Raw genomic sequence first — 19,521 nt, forward strand, 5'->3', positions numbered from 1 at the left:
CACTGCTTGCTTCGGATTCAGCAAATTGAAAGTATCATCAGGTGATGTTACCTTCCTTTCCTTGTACAACATACTGGACTCCCTCACCATCTTTAGACTAACAATGCTTACTCGTTTAGCTGGCTGTGATTTCTCTTCTTTCACTACATCCATCAATGGCAACTGTAACTGCTTTCTGTAATCATACTTTCTCATTTTACATTCCTCCTAAAATAGAAAAAGCCCCTACTCCCACAATGGAAGTAGAGGCTTAGGTCGCTTGTTTCTTGAACATCTAGTGCTCACAGAACAAACGTACGTTCATTTTTATAATATATGGTTGAATATTCATTTAGTTCGTTTTAGGTTATTGTTGTGTATCTAGGAAAAGTTTGTTCTTAGTAGCCATCACAAAGAGCCATCCGAAACATTGCATGTATACTAGATAAATACTCAGTAAGACTTTTCAAATCCGCTGCTAGCTTATTTAATGGCATTTCTTTTACACTTTTATGTGCTTCAATTGGTTCCCCAGACTCTGGATTTACCACTACAAAAAATGTGGATGGTTTCTCCATGGGGATATGTTCTTCAAGGTCTTGTACTTCAACCTTTTTGTTATAATGTTTTTCTGACTCCCTAGAGTTCTGATTTGAGTCCGAATTACTTAAATCCGAATATCTAAAGTATGTGCTTTTATCATCATATTGCTTAATATGATCAACTATCCTTTGATTGTCAGGATTAATTATCTTTGAGAGCTTCATTGAGGCTTGTTTATGTAAAGATTCTTCATGTTCAATAATTAATTGCTCAAAATATCTATACAATGCTGAAATGTAATGACAAGAAGTAATCTTCTTCCATTCATTTTGCTTAACCAAAACATATGGCATATTTGAATTATAGGATACTTCACCATCTTTATAGTCTATTTTCAATTTCTTGTGAATGATAACAATTAGTGATTTTAAATAAAGTTCAATTGAATGCCGATACATGTACAGATTTGGTAATAAGCCTGTTGTTTTTCTAGAAGGGTTATTTTCCCACATGAAATTAGCTGTATCATGAAAGTTTGATGCTGATACTCCAAAACCAAAATCTAAATGAGTGCTTGGATCAGTAAATTTATAATTCAACAAATCATTCCCCCTTACTATACAAAAGAGACCCTAGAAATCTAGAGCCTCCCATAAATTGAATATTAAAATTATCCAAGTAACTGTAAAACAGCTTGTGGAGCTTGGTTCGCTTGTGCAAGCATTGCTTGAGAAGCTTGAGAAAGAATGTTATTCTTCGTCATTTCCATTACTTCACGAGCCATGTCTACGTCTCGGATACGTGATTCTGCAGCTTGTAGGTTCTCAGAAGAGTTGTTTAAGTTAGAGATTGTGTGCTCTAAACGGTTTTGAACCGCACCCAGTTTAGACCTCTCTGCAGAAACCGTTTCAATTGCACTGTTAATAGTTGTAATAGCACTTGATGCTGCAGCTTGAGAAGATGAAATATCAATTCCTTTTGATGTATCAATAGTAGCGGCACCTACAGTAATATCAGTTACTACTGCTGCGTCTGCAGTTAGGTCAACATCTTTTTCTAATACTGAGATTTCACCGATACCCTTTAAAGCATCAATAACATCTTGTTTAGAAGCAGTTGCACTATTGTCAGCAGCTTGAGCTAATGTAACAGTAATTGTAGTTCCATCTTCACTCATTACAGCTGTTGTTTCACTAATTTCAGCACCTCCACCAAGTGCCGCAAACTCAATTGTTATTTCTGTTTCAGTATTATTTTTTACGGATGCATAATCTCCAACATCAACTGCAGATGCTGTAGCTTCATTAACTCCCAATGCTTTTGAAGTCATATTATCAATACTTAATGTAATATCTTGTCCTGCATTTGCACCAATATGAAACTTACCTGAAAAACCATTTTCACCCATTAAGTTCTTAGTATTAAACTCAGTATTATCTGCAATACGTGTGATTTCTTGAGCTAACTGATCAACTTCTTTTTGTAATTCTTCACGGTCTTTATCGTTATTCGTATCGTTTGAAGATTGAACTGCTAATTCACGCATACGTTGAAGAATTGAGTGTGTTTCTTGTAAAGCTCCTTCAGCTGTTTGAATTAAAGAGATACCATCTTGAGAGTTACGAGAAGCTTGATCTAAACCTCTGATCTGTCCACGCATTTTCTCAGAGATTGCAAGTCCGGCTGCATCATCACCTGCACGGTTAATACGAAGACCAGATGCTAATTTCTCCATTGCATTTTGTCCGTTTTGTTGGTTTACACCCATCTGACGGTACGTATTCAACGCTGGGATATTATTGTTAATAATCATGTAAAATTCCTCCTTGAATTTGAGTCCGCCCACGTCCTTGTGGTTGGATAGTGATATTTGAGCCGTAGGACTTTGTTATCGGCCGCTAACTAGGTCCTCGTGCTTACACTCTTTATATCGGTATGAGAGGTAAAGTGTTTAGTGTTTTTTTACTTTTATTTGTGACTTTTCTTCTAACAAAAAAACACCTGATCCTTCGATCAAGTGCTTTCCTCTACCTTCTATTCTTCTTCACAAAATGCGTGATAATCTCTACCTTCGACCTTACATTGAGCTTCCTCTTAATTTTCACGATGTTGTTATTAATCGTGTGGACAGAGTTATACGTTTGCTCTGCAATTTGCTCTGCCGTTTTGCCTTGAAGTAAGTAATAAATGATATCTTTTTCGGTTTGATTAAATTCAGAGTGCGAGTCGAGGCTGATCGTTAAGTCTTCCGTTCGCTTTGGCTTGTTATTGCGGTAGACCATAGCTAGTATACCCTTTTGAAACGGCAGATCTAGGCATGGATAATGCTTGATGGCTTGATCCATTGATTTGATGAGGCAGCTGCTTTCTTTAGCGATAATGCTTGCTTGCCCATACGACAATATTTCTTTTGCGAGATCTTGCTCTTCTTCGCTGATAACCCATATGTATTTTTTCTGCTGACTGCTATACTTCTTCGTTTTCTTTTGTAGAAGTTCTAAACAAGTGCGGACGTCTTCAGGATTATGTATCACTCGAAAGGTTAGTTCGTTTTGTTGGTATTCATTTAGACCTTCTATGATTTTTGTTTGCAAGGAAGCATCAGTCGTTATAAAGGTGATGGACTCTTTCTGTGTTGTTGTATGCATGTAAATCCTCCCTCATTTACTGACTTACTCTATTCATTCGACAAATTTAATCGACATCCTTGTCAAAATTTCGTATTACAAAGAATATATCATAAAAGATCCTTTTAGACTATTAGTTTTTACCTAAAATTCTGCTAAATACGACAAAAAAGAACAAATCTCACCAGTATGTGAGATTTGTTCTTTTTAGGTTTGATCTCGCTTGATATATCCTCTCAGCCCTTCTAAAGATACTTTTCTTGCTGCTTCATGGTTTTCCTTTTGAATATCTAAGTACACTTCTTTACGATGAATTTCAATATTTCGCGGGGCATCAATTCCAAGCTTAATTTGATCTCCGTCAACAGCAAGGATCTTAACTTCAATGTCATCTCCAATTTGGATCGCTTCTTTTAACTTTCGTGTCAGGACGAGCATTTACGCCTCTCCTTTCACTGGTTGCTTAAAGATTTGAGCTTTCGTGAGGTAGTCTGTGTTGCTTAATAAAAGCTGCTTTCCTTTTTGTTTGGCAGCATTAATAATAACAGGCGCTTGCAAATTAGCCGTTGTCTCTTCAAACGGTTCTTTCACTGTCAGCATTACGAATGTCGCCACTTCTTCCTCTGATTGAATATCTAGCTGCTCAATTGTTGAGTCAGGCAGCTTCACCTGATAGCCCGGTACAAATTGAAATGGGTTAATGACAATAAATGCTACCTCTTGTGTTGTCGTTGATTGCAGCACATAAAAAGGCGTTCCTTCTTCAAAAGGAAGCAGCACAAAAGACTTCTCTTCTTCAAATGCCGGAATCCCCTTTTCAAAGCGAATGAATCGGCTTTCTTCTATTTCAATCGTTCCTGTATATTTGGTTTCAATCTTCAAATCTATCACACCTTTTGTCGATTTCTTCCTTTATGATAGCATGTCTTCTAGCAATCTCGACTTTGTTTAACAAGATTCTTAAAAATAATTAAAAACTTTTAAAAACTTGAAGGAATTTACAAACTTATGTAGAAAATTACATTATACCTAGGTAAATAGTCCGCTATTTACCTAGGTACCTACCCCATACGACTGGTTGAACCGTTTGGGTAACCAAGCGGCAGCCTGCCTCACATTCTTCAATATGCCTTCTCAAACGTTACGTATTTCCAATTTGAAAACAACTTAAAAAAGGGCTTTGCATAAAAGGTGTAGTGTGTTCAATCCTTTATTTTGGTGTGTTTAAATGGAGGTATGTAAGGTTTGGCGGAGACATCTTGCTGAGCGCGGGGCAAGTCGTTCGTTACAGGTGTGGAGTTCTGTTCAAAAGCAGTGCCCCGAACAGCATTGACAGACCTGGCGAGAGACTGCAATCCTCTGCAGCTCTCTTGCGAACTGTCGCCCTATAAGCTTGAATCAATAGCAGCTCCAATCGCTTGAAAGGAGATGCTATTTTTTTGTTTTACATACGTTTCGGTCTGCCATTTTGGCATGTGTACTTCTGGCTCACGCCGGTTCACAGAAATAGCTGCTTCGTGACGCGGAACTTGAAAACTGATTTCACTTGGTCGAAAATCAATCTTTGTTTGGTTCATCGAGCGAGGGATGTTCACTAATTGTAGCTGCGGTTCAGGAGATTGGCTGTTTTGCTTTGCGATCCGTGCAATCGCTCCGCCGTACCCATGCTCTATTTCCATCATCTGAGTGCCTTCTTGAGTTTTCTTTGCAAGATACTCATAGACGATCGATTTTATCTTCCCGTAGTTATCATTGGCAAAACGTAATGGATTCTTTAGATTCGCATCAGCGAAGGCTTCTGTTTGATCTATCGATAACTGCGGATAGGTTGTGCTGATCTTAAGCGGCTCTCGATTCGTTTGGATGTTCAAGTCAGCTTGATGCTGCTTAAGCTGCAGTGTCCCTTTTTGTGATCTTAATCCCGTTTGGGCGGGAGTCGTTTGGATATTGAGTGATGCTAGCTGCACAACCCCACCTCCTATTTATGAGATTAACGTAAGAAGTCGAGTAAAGACGGCTGGATAATTCGTGCCCCGACCGCCATCGCTGCACGGTGAACACTTTCTTGTGTAGTTAAATCAATAATTACTTGCTCCATATCCGCATCTTCATTTTCAGACATAATACGTTTGGCAATTACTTCTTGCTCTAGAACGCGGTTTTCAATCATCTCAACCCGGTTAATACGCGCTCCTAGATTGGCGCGGGCTGATAACACATCATCCATGCATTTATCTAATCGATCTAAATACCCGTTAATCTTGCTTCCGCTCGAGTGTTCCATATCATCCATCAATAGTTCAAGCTCATCTGTTATCTCTTTAATAATCGCAAACAACTCAGCTGAAATAACATTTTGCGTATTTACATTGCTGGCAATGGTTACGCCTTTAAGAAGTTCAATTTCAATTGTTTCATTGTTTCCGGATACTGGTGACTTAGATGGAATGACGTTTACATTAAAGAAACGATTATTGTTTTGTTTATCAACTGCTTTAATCGCTGCCTCTATTTCTTCTATTGGTGCATAGATCGGTTGTTGATTTACATATTTCCCAGTAGCTTCGTCATATACAAAACGATACTCTTTATTGTTAAACATTAGCGTAGCAAAGTAGTCCTCCGCTTGATATGGCGGCTCAAGATCACTAAGCTCGATCTCAATACGAGTTTCTACAGTTTGCCCGTTTACTTCCACGGTTGCATTTTGAATTTCTTCTAGTGAATAACCATTTAATCCACTCACTTCAAATGAACCTGTTGCAGAACGGTAAGGAAGCTGGATTGGATCATGCCCCGGAATATTCACCGTTACTACATCATTTGCTGACGCCTGCAGTGTACTAGCTGGTATCGTTAGGGAAATATTCTGAGGCTCTTGAAACTTTAATTCGCCATTAGTGTCAGTAAATTGGACGGTTTCGCCATCAAGTGGTTCAATTTCAAATAACTGAACGTCCACCTCATTGTTTCCTTCGAGATAATTATGTTGCTGAGTGGTTAGTGGAACTTTATAAACACCATCTCCCACTGCTGCTAAGGTCACCTCAACAGTACCCCCGCCTTCAAATGGGCCAATTCGCAATGTTTTACCTTCTAAATCTTCTACATTTTCTAGATTAAATGTTTCTCGCAATTGGTCGGCATCAAAAGACAAACCAGTAAACGTGCTTTCAACGTCATAGGAACCAAGATTTTGATACGGCATTGGATTTGGCGTATCGGAAACCCCTACAAATTGTGGTCGATTAAGATAGTTTGGCAGTTTCGATAAGTCGATTGGCTGCTTTGAAGTATTCGTTCCATTAAATAAATACTTATTGTTAACTTTTGTATTTCCAATCGAAGCTAAGTGCTCGCTCAGCTGCTGGATTTCTTGAATAATATTTTTACGGTCGTTGGAATTATACGTATCGTTTGACGCTTGGACTGTCAGTTCACGAATACGCTGTAACGCCTGATTGACTTCACCTAAAGCGGAGTCCGAGCTCTCCATAAAATTGTACATCTCCGCAAGATTACGTTTAAATTGAGTCACTTCTGTTACTTGCGTGCGGTAGCGCATTCCGTTCATGGCAACAACAGGATCCTGAGACGCTCTCGTAAACTTTTTTCCTGTTGCTAGTCTATCTTGTATTTGGGCTAAATTCGCATAGCCAGAACTAATGTTTCTGAGCGCATTATTAGCTAACATTGATTGAGTTACACGCATCTATCTCACACCTTCTTATCTGCCCACAACACCCAAGCCGTTAATAATACGATCAAGCATCTCATCGACCATCGTAATATTTCTAGCTGCCGCATTGTATGCATGTTGAAATTTAATCATATCGGTCATTTCTTCATCTAATGATACGCTGCTCACTGACTGCCTGCGTTCCTCTACCGTATTTCTCAGCATATCTGCATTTCTCATCATACGGTTTGCCTCATTTGTATGAACAGCCATATCACCAATCACGCTCTGATAGAAGCTTTGAACGCTCGTGTTCGTTCCCCCGTAATTAAGTGTTTTATCTTTCACATTGGCAAGTTCAAGCGCATTCGCACCACTCCCTACGAACGCCACACCGTCAACACCAGGCTTTGCGGCGGCAATTTTATTGCTGCTTGTCATAATATCCGCTGATAATTGTAAACGGCTTGCAGCTCCCGCTGGTTGATCAGATGTAGGAGATGCTCCGGTTCCACTATAGGTGAAGAAGTTAAGAGACGGTCCTTTTTCTCCAGCCTCAATATCTTCAAGATTCCAGCCTGCGCGGTGGACTTTATTAAACTCTTCGACAAAGGTCGCTACCATCTGATCTAGATCATGCAGCATTTCAGGGTAGACACCTTTTTCCGCGCCTCCATCCATGTAACCAAACGATTCAATGATCGCTTTAATGCTTCCTCTAGACTCAAACTCGGCAACTGACATACTATTCCCGCCAAATGATAGATTCTCAACAAGACCTTCTCCGTTAGTTCCAGCAAAATCGATGGAGAGGTAGTTAACCGAATGATTTGCACCGTCAATCAGCGTAATTCCTAAGTCTTTTCCGTCACTGTCAACAAGTCTTACATTGTAAGCACCTTCTGCCACACTAGAAGCATTTCCGCCTGATTCAATGCGGTCTATCTTCACGTTTACATATTGCGATAACTCATCAATCAAGTTGTCTCTGCGATCGTAAAGGTCATTAGGAACATACCCGTGCGGCTCCACTTTAGAAATCTCTTCATTGATATTTTTTATTTGATCAAGAATCGAATTAAAGGCTTTTTCTTGAACACCTATCTCCCCTTTTAAATCTTTCTGGATGATTGTTAGAGAGTTGGAAACATAATTAAACACTTCAGCCACAGCAACCCCGCGCTCCCGAACAACAGAACGCGCCCCCGAATCCTGCGGGTCTGTTGATAAATCTTGCAGCGCATTCCAAAAGCGGTCCATCGTACTTGCAATCCCGTCTGTGCTCGGCTCATTTAGGATGTCTTCCATTTTTTGAAGGCCAGTGTGGCGTGTGCTCCAGTAGCCTGTTTTACTTTGTTCATTTCTAAATTGAATATCAAGAAAATGCTCGCGCACACGCTGAATCGATCCCGCTTTCGTACCCGTCCCAAGATGCCCCGGCAGCATTGGACGGTTCATTCCAATACTTGGGTAAGGCTCTGCTTGCGTAAAATTAACACGCTGACGCGAGTAGCCAGGTGTGTTCGCGTTGGCAATATTATGACCGGTTGTGTGCAAAGCGTACTGCTGCGTCATCATCGCACGTCTTGCTGTTTCTAATCCATGAAAAGTTGATTTCATTTCTGCTCCTCCACTTACTTAAGCTTTCGAATCAAAGGCAGAGCGGCTGTAAAGCTCTGTTTGATCTTGTTTGTTTGTTGGATTCTGATAGTGCACATCCTCTGTCTGCGGCACCATGAGGTCAAGGGAAAGGTTAACAAAACGCAAGGATTCTTCAATTAACTCTTTGTTTTGCTCGTTCTGCTCAGAAAGTCTCCTTACTTCCTTTAGCAAAGCTTTCTGCAATCTCTCGATCATGAGACGGTCTTCACCCTCCGTATAGGTGAGCAATGTTTGAACCGTCGCGTCTTCTCTGCCCTCTCCCTTATGCCTCATAAACTCTTCTGCTGTACGTACCCTTTTTGCATCTGCCGTTTGTATAGCACGAATCAGCTTAGCTTCCTCGCGAACAACCTGGCCAAGAGCATTCATGTCATTGGCTTTAATCGCACCAAGCTTCTGCACTGCTGTCTTATTCAATTCTTGATGAAGCTTTAACAGCTCCGCTAATGCTTGGATCACCAATTGTGCTGACATGATACTCACCTGTCCTTTTATTTATCATTCCAGAACTCATACATTTTCTTCGCTACAGCTTCTGGATTCACTTTGTATTCCCCAGCTTCGATCTGCTTTTTAAGCGCCTCTACTTTTTCCTCGCGCGCCTTCTCGATTGGGTTTCCTTTTTGCATTTCAAGTGCTTCTGTTGAAATTTCAAGCTTATCAACTTTCTTCTTTGCACCTTGAAGCTTTTCAGATGTGTCTACTTGTTTTCTGTAAGGATTTTGCTGGATGGACTGGTATGAATTAATCTTCATCGTTTTCCCTCCTTTTTTAACATCACTGACATAAAAACGTACCGATGGCTCTTACAGCTTATATCGGCACGGGGGTTGTCTCTGTTAAGGATTATTTATCAAACCGGTCATCTAAAGAGTGATACGTTTTATTCTGGGCACTTTCTTCAGCTTTTAAATTTTCTGCCACGCGCTCTTTAAACTCTTTCTCTTTTTGAATCTGTTCTAAACCACCTGTTATATTCCCTTTGCAGCTTTCACAGATACGGCCTTCTTGAATAAGCGCACCGCATGATTCACATGGGTAACCCATGTTTGGAAAATGAGTGACGAGGATTCGCCCTTCTTTCACAAATTGATGAATCTGTTCAAGGGGCACCTCTGTTTTCTCATGCACCTCGCGGATTGAGGCCATACGGTTTTGTTTACGACGCATAAAGCGTGAAACTTTATCGTAGTTCTCTTCTTGTTCTTTATAACATGCGTTGCATAATGGACGGAGTGCCTTTACAAATAAAGCCCCACACTTCGGGCAATTGGCTACATTTTTCATATCCGCCTCTCCTCTCTTACCATTTCATTATAACGTATGCGGCGCATTCTTACCTAGCAAGCGTTAACGATTCAATATGCTCTGCGCCGTGCTTCCTTAAGACGTAAGCAGCCTGCCGCACCGTTGTCCCTGTAGTATATACATCGTCAACTAACACGATTTTTTTAAGTGTTTTCACCGAGTCTATTCCACTCTGTATATAAAAAGGCGATTGATTCAATTGAGAGACTCTCGCTTTACGATTTTTCTTGCTTTGCTGCTCGCTCTCCCTCCTGCCCAGCGTCACAGTAGGAGCAAGCCACTCCTTTGTTATCAGCTCCACTTGATTAAAACCGCGAGCATGAAGACGTTCGTTGCTGAGTGGCATGAGAACAGGCGAATAGTCTCTAAAGTTTTTAGCATAAAAGCTTTTTAGTTTGGTTGAAAAATAGCGGCTAACCTCAGCATCCCCTTGGTATTTATATTGAGCGAGCCACTCTTTCATCGTCTCATTATATGCGTAAAGCGAGGTGTTTTTGACAAGCAGGTCTTGTGCTGTTTCGTGCTGGTTCCATTTAGTACAATCAAGACATAAGGACTCAGCAGAAGATCGCCACATACCTCCGAGCACACGGCTGCACAGCTCGCATTGCTCCCCGCCTAACATTTCCAGCCCCTCTTCACATCTCTCGCAAACCAACTCTTCCTCACTTCCTAAAAAGATCGTACTCCAACTCAACTTAGCCTGCGTTTTCTCGTGACAAATTAAACACCTCACCACCTATACCTCCCTCTTGTTCATCCAGTTAATCTGCGCTCTCGCCCGTACCATTGCGTCAGTCTTCCCGTAATGAAAAAAGGTGACATCACCCGTTGGCATCTTGGCACTTCTTCCAACCCGTCCTGCAATTTGAACAAGCGCTGATTCGGTAAACACATGATCTTCCGCCCCGAGTACCGCAACATCAAGGTTTGAAATGGTTATTCCACGCTCAAGAATCGTTGTCGTTAGCAAAAGAGAATACTCTTCGTTTCGAAATCTAGCTACTTTTTCATGCCTCGCTTTATCAGCTGCATAGACCGCTTCATGTTTAATAGATTGAGAGCCTAATAGATGAGAAATTTCCTTTAACACGTCAACTGATGGCAAGAATAAGAGCGTAGGCTTCTTAGCTTCGAGTCGTTCCTGAAGCCACTTCATCACAACAGGAGGGAGTTTCTTTTTCGTGAGACGTGTCCGCCAATTGCCGCACCAGGTGAAGGTTGGGACAGGCAGTGAAAAGCCGTGGTAACGCCTCGGTACATAAACGATTTCTAGTTTGGGTATTTTTCTAATTTGGCTGGTAGGGGTAGCTGTTAAATAGATGAGGCTCGATTGGGGCTTTCTTGCTTGTTTAATCGCATATTGGAGGCTTTTGTCGTAACTGAACGGAAATGCATCGACTTCATCTACAATCACCACATCAAAGCTTTGGAAGTACCGCATCACTTGATGAGTGGTGGCGATCACAAGCTGGGCGTTTATGTGCTGGTCTTTACTGCCGCCGTATAGGCTTGCTATTGGTATAGAAGGGAAGACAGTACGGAGTCGTGGGGATAACTCTTTGACCACATCCACACGAGGCGTCGCAATCAATACTCTTTCACCTTTATTGATAGCCGCTTCGATTCCTTTAAAAAGCATCTCTGTTTTCCCTGCCCCGCACACGGCCCACAGTAAGAGAGAACTCTTCTCTTCTACTGCTTTGATTACAGAATTTGAAGCTTTCTCTTGAGCTAGCGATAGTTCCCCTTTCCATTTTAAAGAGGATGAGTGATTGAGAAATGGAGTTTTATCAGAAGTTGCGAGGTGGATTAGAGGCTTACATTCTTGAACTTTACCAAGTTTAATGCAATGTCGGCAGTACAAGCAGTCCTTCTGACACGTGTGACAAAAATGAGAGGCGAATAAACTGCGGTCACGGTTTCCGCACCGTACACAGCTGGGGATAGACTGTTGATAAAGGATGCTGGGAGATTCTATTAATGCACCAGTGTGGATAAGTAAATCTAGTTCATGCTTTGGAAAGGGAATTTCTGTTCGCAGCAGGCGCTTGCCTGTGATAAATGTGAGTAAGTCGGTGGACAAGTGGGATCACCTCGAAGGATTAGTTAAGTTTGGGGATAATGATAAAAAGAAAAGCATGAAACAACGGGTGCTGCTTCATGCTTTATTTATTTTAGCGGGATAATTTATACCATGATACACCTAGGCTTCCTTCTCCTAAATGTGTCCCGATCACCGGACCGAAATGGCTGATGTCTACTTCGACATTTTCAAATTTCACTTGGATTTCTTTTGCAAGAGTTTGCGCTGACTCTAAGCGGTTGGCGTGGATCACTGTCACTTTGTACGCCCCGCCTTGTGTCACATCTTCTTCTAGCAGCTGACAAATACGTGCCACAGCTTTCTTCTCCGTACGGACTTTTTCAAACGGTACAATGCTTCCTTCTTCAAAATGAAGAATCGGCTTGATCTTTAATAGATTACCCACTACAAGCTGCGCTGCGTTCAAACGGCCGCCGCGGTGTAAGTGCTGGAGGCTGTCTACCATGAAATAGGCTTTAAGTGTTGTTTTAATCTCTTTTAGATGCGCTAGTATGGATTTCGCATCCGCGCCTTCAGCGGCCATCTTCGCTGCTTCAAGCACAAAATAGCCTTGAGGGGCACAACTGATTTCAGAGTCAAATCCCTCTACCGAGATATCTTCAACCATACTAGCAGCACTCATCGCAGACTGGTATGTGCCACTAATTTTGCTAGATAAGTGGATTGTAATGATTTCTTCATAGCCTTGATCTTTCAGTTTCTCAAATGTCTCGAGAAAATGTCCGATTGCCGGCTGGGATGTCGTAGGCAGTTTTTCTGTATTCTTTAACAGCTTATAAAATTGGCTCGTCGTAAGGTCGATTTCTTCTTGATAAGAATCTTCACCAATAACAACATTTAACGGTACCATCTCTATTGAATACTGATCTCGTATATCTGGCGCGAGATACGCGGTACTATCTGTTACAATTGCGACTTTATTCATATCTAATAGATCCTCACTTTACTTTCCCATCTTGGGAAGATTCAATTTTAAATAATTTAATTTGAATAATTTAATTTGAATAATTTAATTTGAATAATTTAATTTGAATAATTCATTTCGATTATACTCGTTTTCTCTTCTATTAAATGTACCGTTAATTCTACTAAGATACAAGAGGAGAGATAGTCGATTTATGTAGGGATATGGAATTGCGTCTGTTCGGTTTCTGATTGCGTCGGTGGAGCTAGGAATTGCGCGGATGTCAGGGGTATTTGCGTCGACTCAGCATGTAATTGCGCGGGTTGACAGGGAATGCGTCAATTCAGAGCTGAATTGCGCCGGTGTGGCGAGCGATTGCGTCTGTCTAGACTGTTATTACCTCAACTGAGCGCTCAGTCCATTGTTAGTCTGTCCTTAAAGTCTTCCTCTCCCAACCAAAAACAAGAGATACCACTAAGCGGTACCTCTTGTCCACCATACGAATTAACGAACGATGACATATCCTTTTTTAATCGCTTCAACTACCGCTTGAGTACGGTCGTTTACGCTCATTTTTTGCAGGATGTTACTTACATGGTTTTTAACTGTTTTTTCACTAATGTATAATGACTCACCGATCGCACGGTTGCTTTGACCGTCAGTCATCAGCTGAAGTACTTCACACTCACGACGAGTTAAGATATGAAGTGGCTTTCTGTATTCGACTTCACGGAAGCCGATTGACTCTTCATATTTATCGTCCTCTGTAGCTAGACGACGGTATTCTTTAATTAGGTTATGTGTTACTTTCGGATGAATGTAAGATCCGCCTGAAGCAACAACTTTAACAGCTTCAATTAGAGCACCTGCATCCATTTCTTTTAACAAGTAGCCTGATGCACCTGTTTTAAGAACATGCGTGACATATGTCTCGTCATCATGGATCGATAGGATTAACACTCTCACATTTGGATATGCTGCAACAAGCTCACGCGTTGCCTCTACACCGTTCACTTTTGGCATATTGATATCCATTAAAATCACATCAGGGCGATGCTCATCTACAAGCGCTCTTGCTTCAGAACCATCTTCTCCGTCTGCTACAATTTCAAAATCAGGCTCCATTGCTAGGATTCGTTTAACACCTTCACGAAATAGTTGGTGGTCATCAATTAGTACTATACGGATCTTTTTATTTTCGTTCATCCTTATCACCTCTCCGTTTACACGGTATTATCTTTGCCAATTACTAGTTCAATTAATCCAATTTAATCATGAATCATACAATATCGATCTTTATGTTAATGGTACAGCAATGGAAATGAGGGTGCCGATATCAATTTTCGATTGGATCTGCAGCTCTCCTTTGAGCATGTTGACCCTCTCCCTCATACCCATGAGGCCAAATGATCCTTCTTTTAATTTTGATGTATCAAATCCTACTCCATCGTCTTTAATGATCATTATAACCTTTGTAGGCTTAATTTCAATTTTAACTTGGATTTCTGTAGGGTTCGCATGCTTATAGGCATTTTGTACCCCTTCTTGGATTAATCGAAACAATGCCACTTCATATTCTTCTGGAATTCGTTGATCACGGCCCAAATGCTGAAACCTGACAGCAATGCCATTGCGTTCTTCAAAATTTGCTAAATACTTCTTCAATGTAGGTATTAATCCCAAATCATCTAACGCCATCGGTCTCAAATCGTAAATAATCCTTCTCACTTCCGCAAGTGAACTTTTTACCATTTTTCTAAGGTCACGAATCTCATTTAGCGCTTCTTCAATGCCGCGATCATGATAAATTCGTTCTATTAGCTCAGACCTAAGCAGAACATTCGCCATCATTTGAGCTGGTCCGTCATGAATTTCCCGGGAAAGCTTTTTCCGTTCTTCTTCTTGGGCCTCGATAATCTTAAGCCCAAACCTTTGCTTTTCCCTAGCATCTTCTATAACTTCACCTACTTGCTTTAAATCACTGGATAAGAAGTTGTAGACAACAGCCATTTGACTGGCTAATTGCTCCGCTCTTTCAATCGTTTCATTTAAATTAATCAGCCTTCGTTCGATATGGTCACGACGCTCTCGAAGCTTAATTTCTTCTTGTTGCAGTACGGCTAGCTGAACTTGGAAATCATTTGCCTGTTCGTATGCCGATTTTACTTCTTCATGACTATAACGATCGAACGCTTTGCTTACTTCCACTAAGCGATTTCTCGCAAATTTCGCATGTAAATGAGTACGATCTGTTCTTTCAATAACGCCGGCCACTTTCATCCTGACATCTTGAAGCTCTTTTTGAAGCATTTGATACTCCTGCCTCGATTTTTCACCAATGTCAAAGATCTGTTCCCGGCTTTGTCCCACCGTATCTAATGTTTGATCAATTATCTTGTCTAACATGTTCTTGTCAGTCAAGGCTCTCACCAACCCCCACCGCCTTATACTGGCGCTAACTGGTGCAGAAATTTAAAGCTTGTCCATTTGCTTCATGATAAAGTTTCCGCTATCCTTATCTTACAACAATAGGATGAAAAAAGCGTTACTTATTCCTAGCGTCCTTTTACTCATCTCGACTGCTTTATCGGATGACTACACTATAGTACCAAACCTTTATTACATAGCGATAACGCTGATTTGTAAAACTATGAAAAAAAGAGGAGGATTGGTGGCCTTGCTACCTATTTATTACACGATAAAAGACAGGGGAGAACATGAAATTGTCATTCAAAAGTCGCGCTTCATCTCCTACTTTTCTCGCGCGACGACAGAAGAAGAGGCTCAAGCCTTCATTGAAGAAATTAAAAAGTTAAATCGTGATGCTACTCATAATTGCTCTGCTTATCTAATTGGAGAAACTGACAACATCCAAAAAGCAAATGATGACGGTGAACCAAGCGGGACAGCCGGTGTTCCAATGCTTGAAGTTTTGAAAAAACGTAAATTAAAAGATGTAGTTGTCGTCGTCACGCGTTATTTCGGCGGAATTAAACTCGGTGCAGGCGGACTTATTCGCGCTTACGGCGGTGCTGTCAGCGAGGGTTTGAACGCAGTTGGAGTGGTCGAGCGCAAGCTGATGTGTGTGGTGCATACACAAGTTGATTACCACTGGCTCGGCAAGGTTGAAAATGAATTAAGACAATCAATCTTTCAACTAAAGCATATAGATTACCTTGATCAAGTGGATGTGCAGACTTATGTAGCGACAGATGAAATCGAGGCATTTGAAGAATGGATGACCAACTTAACGAATGGTCAGGCGGAGATTAAGCGCGGCGAAGAAGTATATTTGGAGACAGATATTTGATTTGGGCTTTGACCTCGTTTGGCGCCAGGTGAGCGGCGCAATTAATTAGGTAGTTGATACATTAACAAGCTGAACTGACGCAATTGCGCCTGCCTTTGACGCATATAAAGTGGAGAGTGACGCGATTCCGCCCGAGAAGGAGGCAATAACTCCTTCAATCGACGCAATCGCGCCCACCCTCAACCTGCCATGCCCTTAAAATCAATAGCTGTTACATCGCCTCAATCATCACCTGCATTGCCCGCAACATCTCCTCTTCACTCATACTCGGCAAACTTGGTTTGGTTAGAGCCATCTGATGACTTGCTGGAACATGAACAAATCCAGCGGGTATACTTAATCCGCGCTCGCCCAGATAGTGCAGCGTTTGATACATAATATTGTTGCAGACGTACGTCCCTGCTGTATTTGAAATGGCTGCCGGGATCCCTGCTCCTGTTAATCTATCGACAAATGGGCGGATAGGCAGCGTCGAGAAATACGCTGCTGGGCCACCTTCGACAATTTCCTCATCTTGCTTTTTTACACCATCATTATCAACTTCACCATCGTTGCAATTGATCGCCACACGCTCCGGCGTGATGCGATTACGACCTGCGGCTAGACCGAGCATAATTACTGCATCCGGATTAATTTCTTCTATCTTTTCTTTAACTTTACCCGCTGCCCCACTAAACGTCACCGGCAATACCGCAGCTTTCACTTTATATTCTCCAATGACTTCCCCATCAATAGCTGCTGCGATTTTGCGGGTTGGGTTGTCTTCATGATCTAAAAAGGGTTCAAATCCGGTTACTAGAATGGTCTTCATTTATCTTCTCTCCTAATTAAACAGATAAAAGAGGTAGAAACGAATGTCTCTCCCTCGCAAAATTATTTTGTAATATAAGAAAATGAGTCTTTGTATTGCTTCAGCTCAATATTCACATCAGCTGAAATAATGCCTTCTATTTTTGCTAGTTCTTTATTTACAAAGTGAACGAGATCATCGTTATTTTTGAAATAGGCTTGCATAATCAAGTCATGCTGGCCGGAAAAAGCACCGACAAAGCGGACTTCCGAGAAGCGGTTCAGCTCGCGTGCTATGCTCTCTTGGTAGCCGAGTTTGGTTGAGATGCCGATAATGACTTGTACGTTTAAGCCGATTTTATTTGGGTTCATATGGATAATGAATTCAAAGACATTATCTTTTAGCATCCGGTTAATTCTTGTACGGACAGTTCCTTCACTTACATTTAATTCTTTTGCTATTTCGGTATAAGACTTCTTCCCGTCTTCTTGCAGAAAGCTTAGAATGGTGTAATCCATTTCATCGATCTTAGACATGTTCATCACTCATTTCATTTAAGTCTTACTCACGTTTAAAAAATGAGCAACAGGTTTAATAAAAGGACAGAGAATTGCTCTCTCTGTCCTTTCCGTTTTTATTTTTCAATTACTCGTGGATCAAGCGCATCACGAAGGCCGTCCCCAATGAAGTTAAAGCATAATACGGTTATTAAGATCAATAAACCTGGGAATGTCGGGTACCACCAAGCGTTACGGAAAATCGTAATACTTTGAGAGTCCGTTAACATATTCCCCCAAGATGCATTTGGCGGTTGAACCCCAAGACCGAAGAAGCTTAGCGCTGATTCGGCAAGGATAAATCCACCTACTGCTAGAGTAGCCGCTACGATAACAGGTCCAAGTGCATTTGGTAAAATCTGTGTAAAGATAATCCGGGCATTAGACATCCCGATTGTACGAGAGGCAAGCACAAATTCACGTTTCTTTAAGGTTAAGAACTCTCCACGAACTACACGAGCTGTCCCCGTCCAACTTAGCAAAGCAAACACAAGAATGAGAATATTGATGCTTGGCTGCAGGATTGCAACGAGTGTAATTAATAAGAAAATATTCGGGAACGCAAGGATTACGTCTACTAAACGCATTAAAAATGCATCCACCAGTCCGCCGAAATACCCTGCTACAGCTCCAATAACAGAGCCAATAGCCACTGCTCCAAGCATCGATGCAAACCCTACATATAGAGATACCTGCCCACCGTAAAGCATACGGCTAAATAAATCACGCCCTAAATGATCAGTACCAAGCCAGAAATCAGAGCTTGGAGGAGCCAGACGATTTCTAAGGTCTTGATAAGATGGATCATGTGGTGCAATATAAGGTGCTAGTAAACACGCAGTTGTAATTATAGCGAGTGTGATAATGCCAAATACGGCAAGCTTATTTTGTAAAAATTTACCAATGATAATCGATAGGAGAGAGCGACGTTCTCCAATTAACTGCTTGTCCTCAACCGGAGGTTTCCCTTCAGGTGTACTCGGTTGAAATACTTGTTGTGCATTAGATTCCATGAAGTCTCCCCTCCTTAATACTCAATCCGCGGATCAAGGACTGCATATAAAATATCCGCAATTAAGTTACCAATTACTGTTAATAGTGCACCAAACATTGTGATCGCCATAATGACAGGATAATCACGCTGGAATGTCGCATCGATAAATAATTTCCCGATTCCAGGCCAGCCAAATACTGATTCAACGATCGCTGAACCGCCGATCATTGTCGGAAGCATTAAACCAAACATGGTGATAACCGGAATTAATCCGTTACGAAGTCCGTGCTTATAAATAACGCGGCGCTCTCTGAAACCTTTTGCACGAGCGGTACGTATATAATCTTGATTAACCACTTCAAGCATACTAGAACGTGTATAACGAGTGAGTCCCGCCATATCCGCTGTGGCAAGAACTAATGCTGGCAGTATCAAGTGTTTTAGTCGATCAAGTATACTGAAGTCAGCCCCTATTGTAGCCACACCCCCAATAGGTGTCCATCCGAGTTGTACAGAGAATACCATGATCAACATAATTCCTAGCCAAAAGTTCGGTGTGGCAAGTCCAATAAACGACCCAAAGGTCACTCCATAATCCGTTAAAGAATACTGCCTAGTAGCTGAAATAACCCCAAATGGTATCGCTATTATGGCTGCTAAAAACAGCGAGGTCGCCATTAGTAGCAAAGTATTTGGAAGACGATCTAAAATCATTTCCGTTACAGGCATCTTACGTGAATAGGACGTTCCAAAGTCACCTTGAGCAACGTTACCTAACCAACGTACATATTGCACAGGAATCGGATCATTTAACCCTAGTCGTTCAATTTGAGCTTCTCGTACTTCTGCAGAAATCTCAGGATCAAGATTTAAAATAGCAGGCTTACCTGGTGCAGCATACATAATTGCAAATGATATGATGGAAATACCAATTAGAATTGGGATCATCATGATCAGCCGTCTGATGATGTAACTAGTCATAATTTCATTCCTCACAATCCCTCAAGATAGTTTAGTAGAGTAGGAAGGGGAGGGAAATCCCCTTCCCCCCACTACTTGAA

Annotated in this window: 22 protein-coding genes; 2 read left to right on the forward strand and 20 right to left on the reverse strand. The window is 41.4% G+C overall.

Annotated elements, in window-relative coordinates; translation table 11 throughout:
* Nucleotides 1-377: 377 nt before the first annotated feature.
* The 13 genes from BPOF4_RS16990 to BPOF4_RS17055 all read right to left on the reverse strand — a co-directional run bounded on the left by BPOF4_RS16990 (nucleotide 378) and on the right by BPOF4_RS17055 (nucleotide 11,665).
* Nucleotides 378-1,121 (reverse strand): hypothetical protein, encoded by a 744-nt coding sequence (locus BPOF4_RS16990; RefSeq protein ID WP_012960459.1) that lies wholly within the window; start codon nucleotides 1,119-1,121, stop codon nucleotides 378-380.
* Nucleotides 1,122-1,192: 71 nt separating this feature from the next.
* On the reverse strand, nucleotides 1,193-2,335 hold the full coding sequence (locus BPOF4_RS16995; protein WP_012960460.1) for a flagellin N-terminal helical domain-containing protein: 1,143 nt from the start codon (nucleotides 2,333-2,335) through the stop codon (nucleotides 1,193-1,195).
* 214 nt (nucleotides 2,336-2,549) lie between these two features.
* Complete coding sequence (locus BPOF4_RS17000; protein WP_012960461.1) at nucleotides 2,550-3,170, reverse strand: helix-turn-helix transcriptional regulator; 621 nt, start codon at nucleotides 3,168-3,170, stop codon at nucleotides 2,550-2,552.
* Nucleotides 3,171-3,356: 186 nt separating this feature from the next.
* Complete coding sequence (gene csrA, locus BPOF4_RS17005) at nucleotides 3,357-3,587, reverse strand: carbon storage regulator CsrA (protein WP_012960462.1); 231 nt, start codon at nucleotides 3,585-3,587, stop codon at nucleotides 3,357-3,359.
* Nucleotides 3,588-4,031, reverse strand: a complete 444-nt coding sequence (gene fliW, locus BPOF4_RS17010; RefSeq protein ID WP_012960463.1) for a flagellar assembly protein FliW — start codon at nucleotides 4,029-4,031, stop codon at nucleotides 3,588-3,590.
* 503 nt (nucleotides 4,032-4,534) lie between these two features.
* A complete protein-coding gene (locus BPOF4_RS17015) occupies nucleotides 4,535-5,116 on the reverse strand; it encodes a DUF6470 family protein (RefSeq protein WP_012960464.1) in 582 nt (193 codons plus the stop codon).
* 23 nt (nucleotides 5,117-5,139) lie between these two features.
* Nucleotides 5,140-6,861 carry a flagellar hook-associated protein FlgL gene (gene flgL / locus BPOF4_RS21285; protein ID WP_012960465.1) on the reverse strand — a complete coding sequence of 574 codons (1,722 nt, stop codon included), beginning with the start codon at nucleotides 6,859-6,861 and terminating at the stop codon, nucleotides 5,140-5,142.
* A gap of 15 nt (nucleotides 6,862-6,876) precedes the next feature.
* Nucleotides 6,877-8,448, reverse strand: coding sequence for a flagellar hook-associated protein FlgK (gene flgK / locus BPOF4_RS17030; RefSeq protein WP_012960466.1), 1,572 nt, complete (start codon nucleotides 8,446-8,448; stop codon nucleotides 6,877-6,879).
* An 18-nt stretch (nucleotides 8,449-8,466) separates the two neighbouring features.
* Entirely contained in the window at nucleotides 8,467-8,964 is a 498-nt protein-coding gene (locus tag BPOF4_RS17035; protein ID WP_012960467.1) for a flagellar protein FlgN, read from the reverse strand.
* A gap of 17 nt (nucleotides 8,965-8,981) precedes the next feature.
* Nucleotides 8,982-9,245 (reverse strand): flagellar biosynthesis anti-sigma factor FlgM, encoded by a 264-nt coding sequence (gene flgM, locus BPOF4_RS17040; protein WP_012960468.1) that lies wholly within the window; start codon nucleotides 9,243-9,245, stop codon nucleotides 8,982-8,984.
* A 91-nt stretch (nucleotides 9,246-9,336) separates the two neighbouring features.
* A complete protein-coding gene (locus BPOF4_RS17045) occupies nucleotides 9,337-9,777 on the reverse strand; it encodes a TIGR03826 family flagellar region protein (protein WP_012960469.1) in 441 nt (146 codons plus the stop codon).
* Nucleotides 9,778-9,826: 49 nt separating this feature from the next.
* Complete coding sequence (locus tag BPOF4_RS17050; protein ID WP_012960470.1) at nucleotides 9,827-10,534, reverse strand: ComF family protein; 708 nt, start codon at nucleotides 10,532-10,534, stop codon at nucleotides 9,827-9,829.
* A 3-nt stretch (nucleotides 10,535-10,537) separates the two neighbouring features.
* Nucleotides 10,538-11,665 carry an ATP-dependent helicase ComFA gene (locus BPOF4_RS17055; protein WP_012960471.1) on the reverse strand — a complete coding sequence of 376 codons (1,128 nt, stop codon included), beginning with the start codon at nucleotides 11,663-11,665 and terminating at the stop codon, nucleotides 10,538-10,540.
* A 97-nt stretch (nucleotides 11,666-11,762) separates the two neighbouring features.
* Between BPOF4_RS17055 and BPOF4_RS22545 the strand changes: the two genes are divergently transcribed.
* On the forward strand, nucleotides 11,763-11,987 hold the full coding sequence (locus BPOF4_RS22545) for a hypothetical protein (RefSeq protein ID WP_012960472.1): 225 nt from the start codon (nucleotides 11,763-11,765) through the stop codon (nucleotides 11,985-11,987).
* Here the strand turns inward: BPOF4_RS22545 and BPOF4_RS17060 are convergent.
* From BPOF4_RS17060 to BPOF4_RS17070, 3 genes are all read right to left on the reverse strand, one after another.
* Nucleotides 11,976-12,830, reverse strand: a complete 855-nt coding sequence (locus tag BPOF4_RS17060) for a DegV family protein (RefSeq protein WP_012960473.1) — start codon at nucleotides 12,828-12,830, stop codon at nucleotides 11,976-11,978. The two genes, BPOF4_RS22545 and BPOF4_RS17060, sit on opposite strands and share 12 nt — an antisense overlap.
* 483 nt (nucleotides 12,831-13,313) lie before the next feature.
* A complete protein-coding gene (locus BPOF4_RS17065) occupies nucleotides 13,314-14,015 on the reverse strand; it encodes a response regulator (RefSeq protein WP_012960474.1) in 702 nt (233 codons plus the stop codon).
* Nucleotides 14,016-14,105: 90 nt separating this feature from the next.
* A complete protein-coding gene (locus tag BPOF4_RS17070; protein WP_012960475.1) occupies nucleotides 14,106-15,230 on the reverse strand; it encodes a sensor histidine kinase in 1,125 nt (374 codons plus the stop codon).
* A gap of 256 nt (nucleotides 15,231-15,486) precedes the next feature.
* On the opposite strand from BPOF4_RS17070, the gene BPOF4_RS17075 reads away from it, so the two are divergent.
* On the forward strand, nucleotides 15,487-16,119 hold the full coding sequence (locus BPOF4_RS17075) for a YigZ family protein (RefSeq protein WP_012960476.1): 633 nt from the start codon (nucleotides 15,487-15,489) through the stop codon (nucleotides 16,117-16,119).
* Nucleotides 16,120-16,330: 211 nt separating this feature from the next.
* On the opposite strand, the gene pcp is transcribed toward BPOF4_RS17075, so the two are convergent.
* From pcp to BPOF4_RS17095, 4 genes are all read right to left on the reverse strand, one after another.
* Nucleotides 16,331-16,930 (reverse strand): pyroglutamyl-peptidase I, encoded by a 600-nt coding sequence (gene pcp, locus BPOF4_RS17080; RefSeq protein ID WP_012960477.1) that lies wholly within the window; start codon nucleotides 16,928-16,930, stop codon nucleotides 16,331-16,333.
* Nucleotides 16,931-16,992: 62 nt separating this feature from the next.
* Nucleotides 16,993-17,445, reverse strand: a complete 453-nt coding sequence (locus BPOF4_RS17085; RefSeq protein ID WP_012960478.1) for an Lrp/AsnC family transcriptional regulator — start codon at nucleotides 17,443-17,445, stop codon at nucleotides 16,993-16,995.
* A 98-nt stretch (nucleotides 17,446-17,543) separates the two neighbouring features.
* A complete protein-coding gene (opp4C, locus tag BPOF4_RS17090) occupies nucleotides 17,544-18,479 on the reverse strand; it encodes an oligopeptide ABC transporter permease (RefSeq protein WP_012960479.1) in 936 nt (311 codons plus the stop codon).
* Between the two features lie 14 nt (nucleotides 18,480-18,493).
* Nucleotides 18,494-19,441, reverse strand: a complete 948-nt coding sequence (locus tag BPOF4_RS17095) for an ABC transporter permease (protein ID WP_012960480.1) — start codon at nucleotides 19,439-19,441, stop codon at nucleotides 18,494-18,496.
* Nucleotides 19,442-19,521 lie beyond the last annotated feature (80 nt).

This window comes from Alkalihalophilus pseudofirmus OF4 (genome assembly GCF_000005825.2).
Lineage (GTDB): Bacteria > Bacillota > Bacilli > Bacillales > Bacillaceae_D > Alkalihalophilus > Alkalihalophilus pseudofirmus.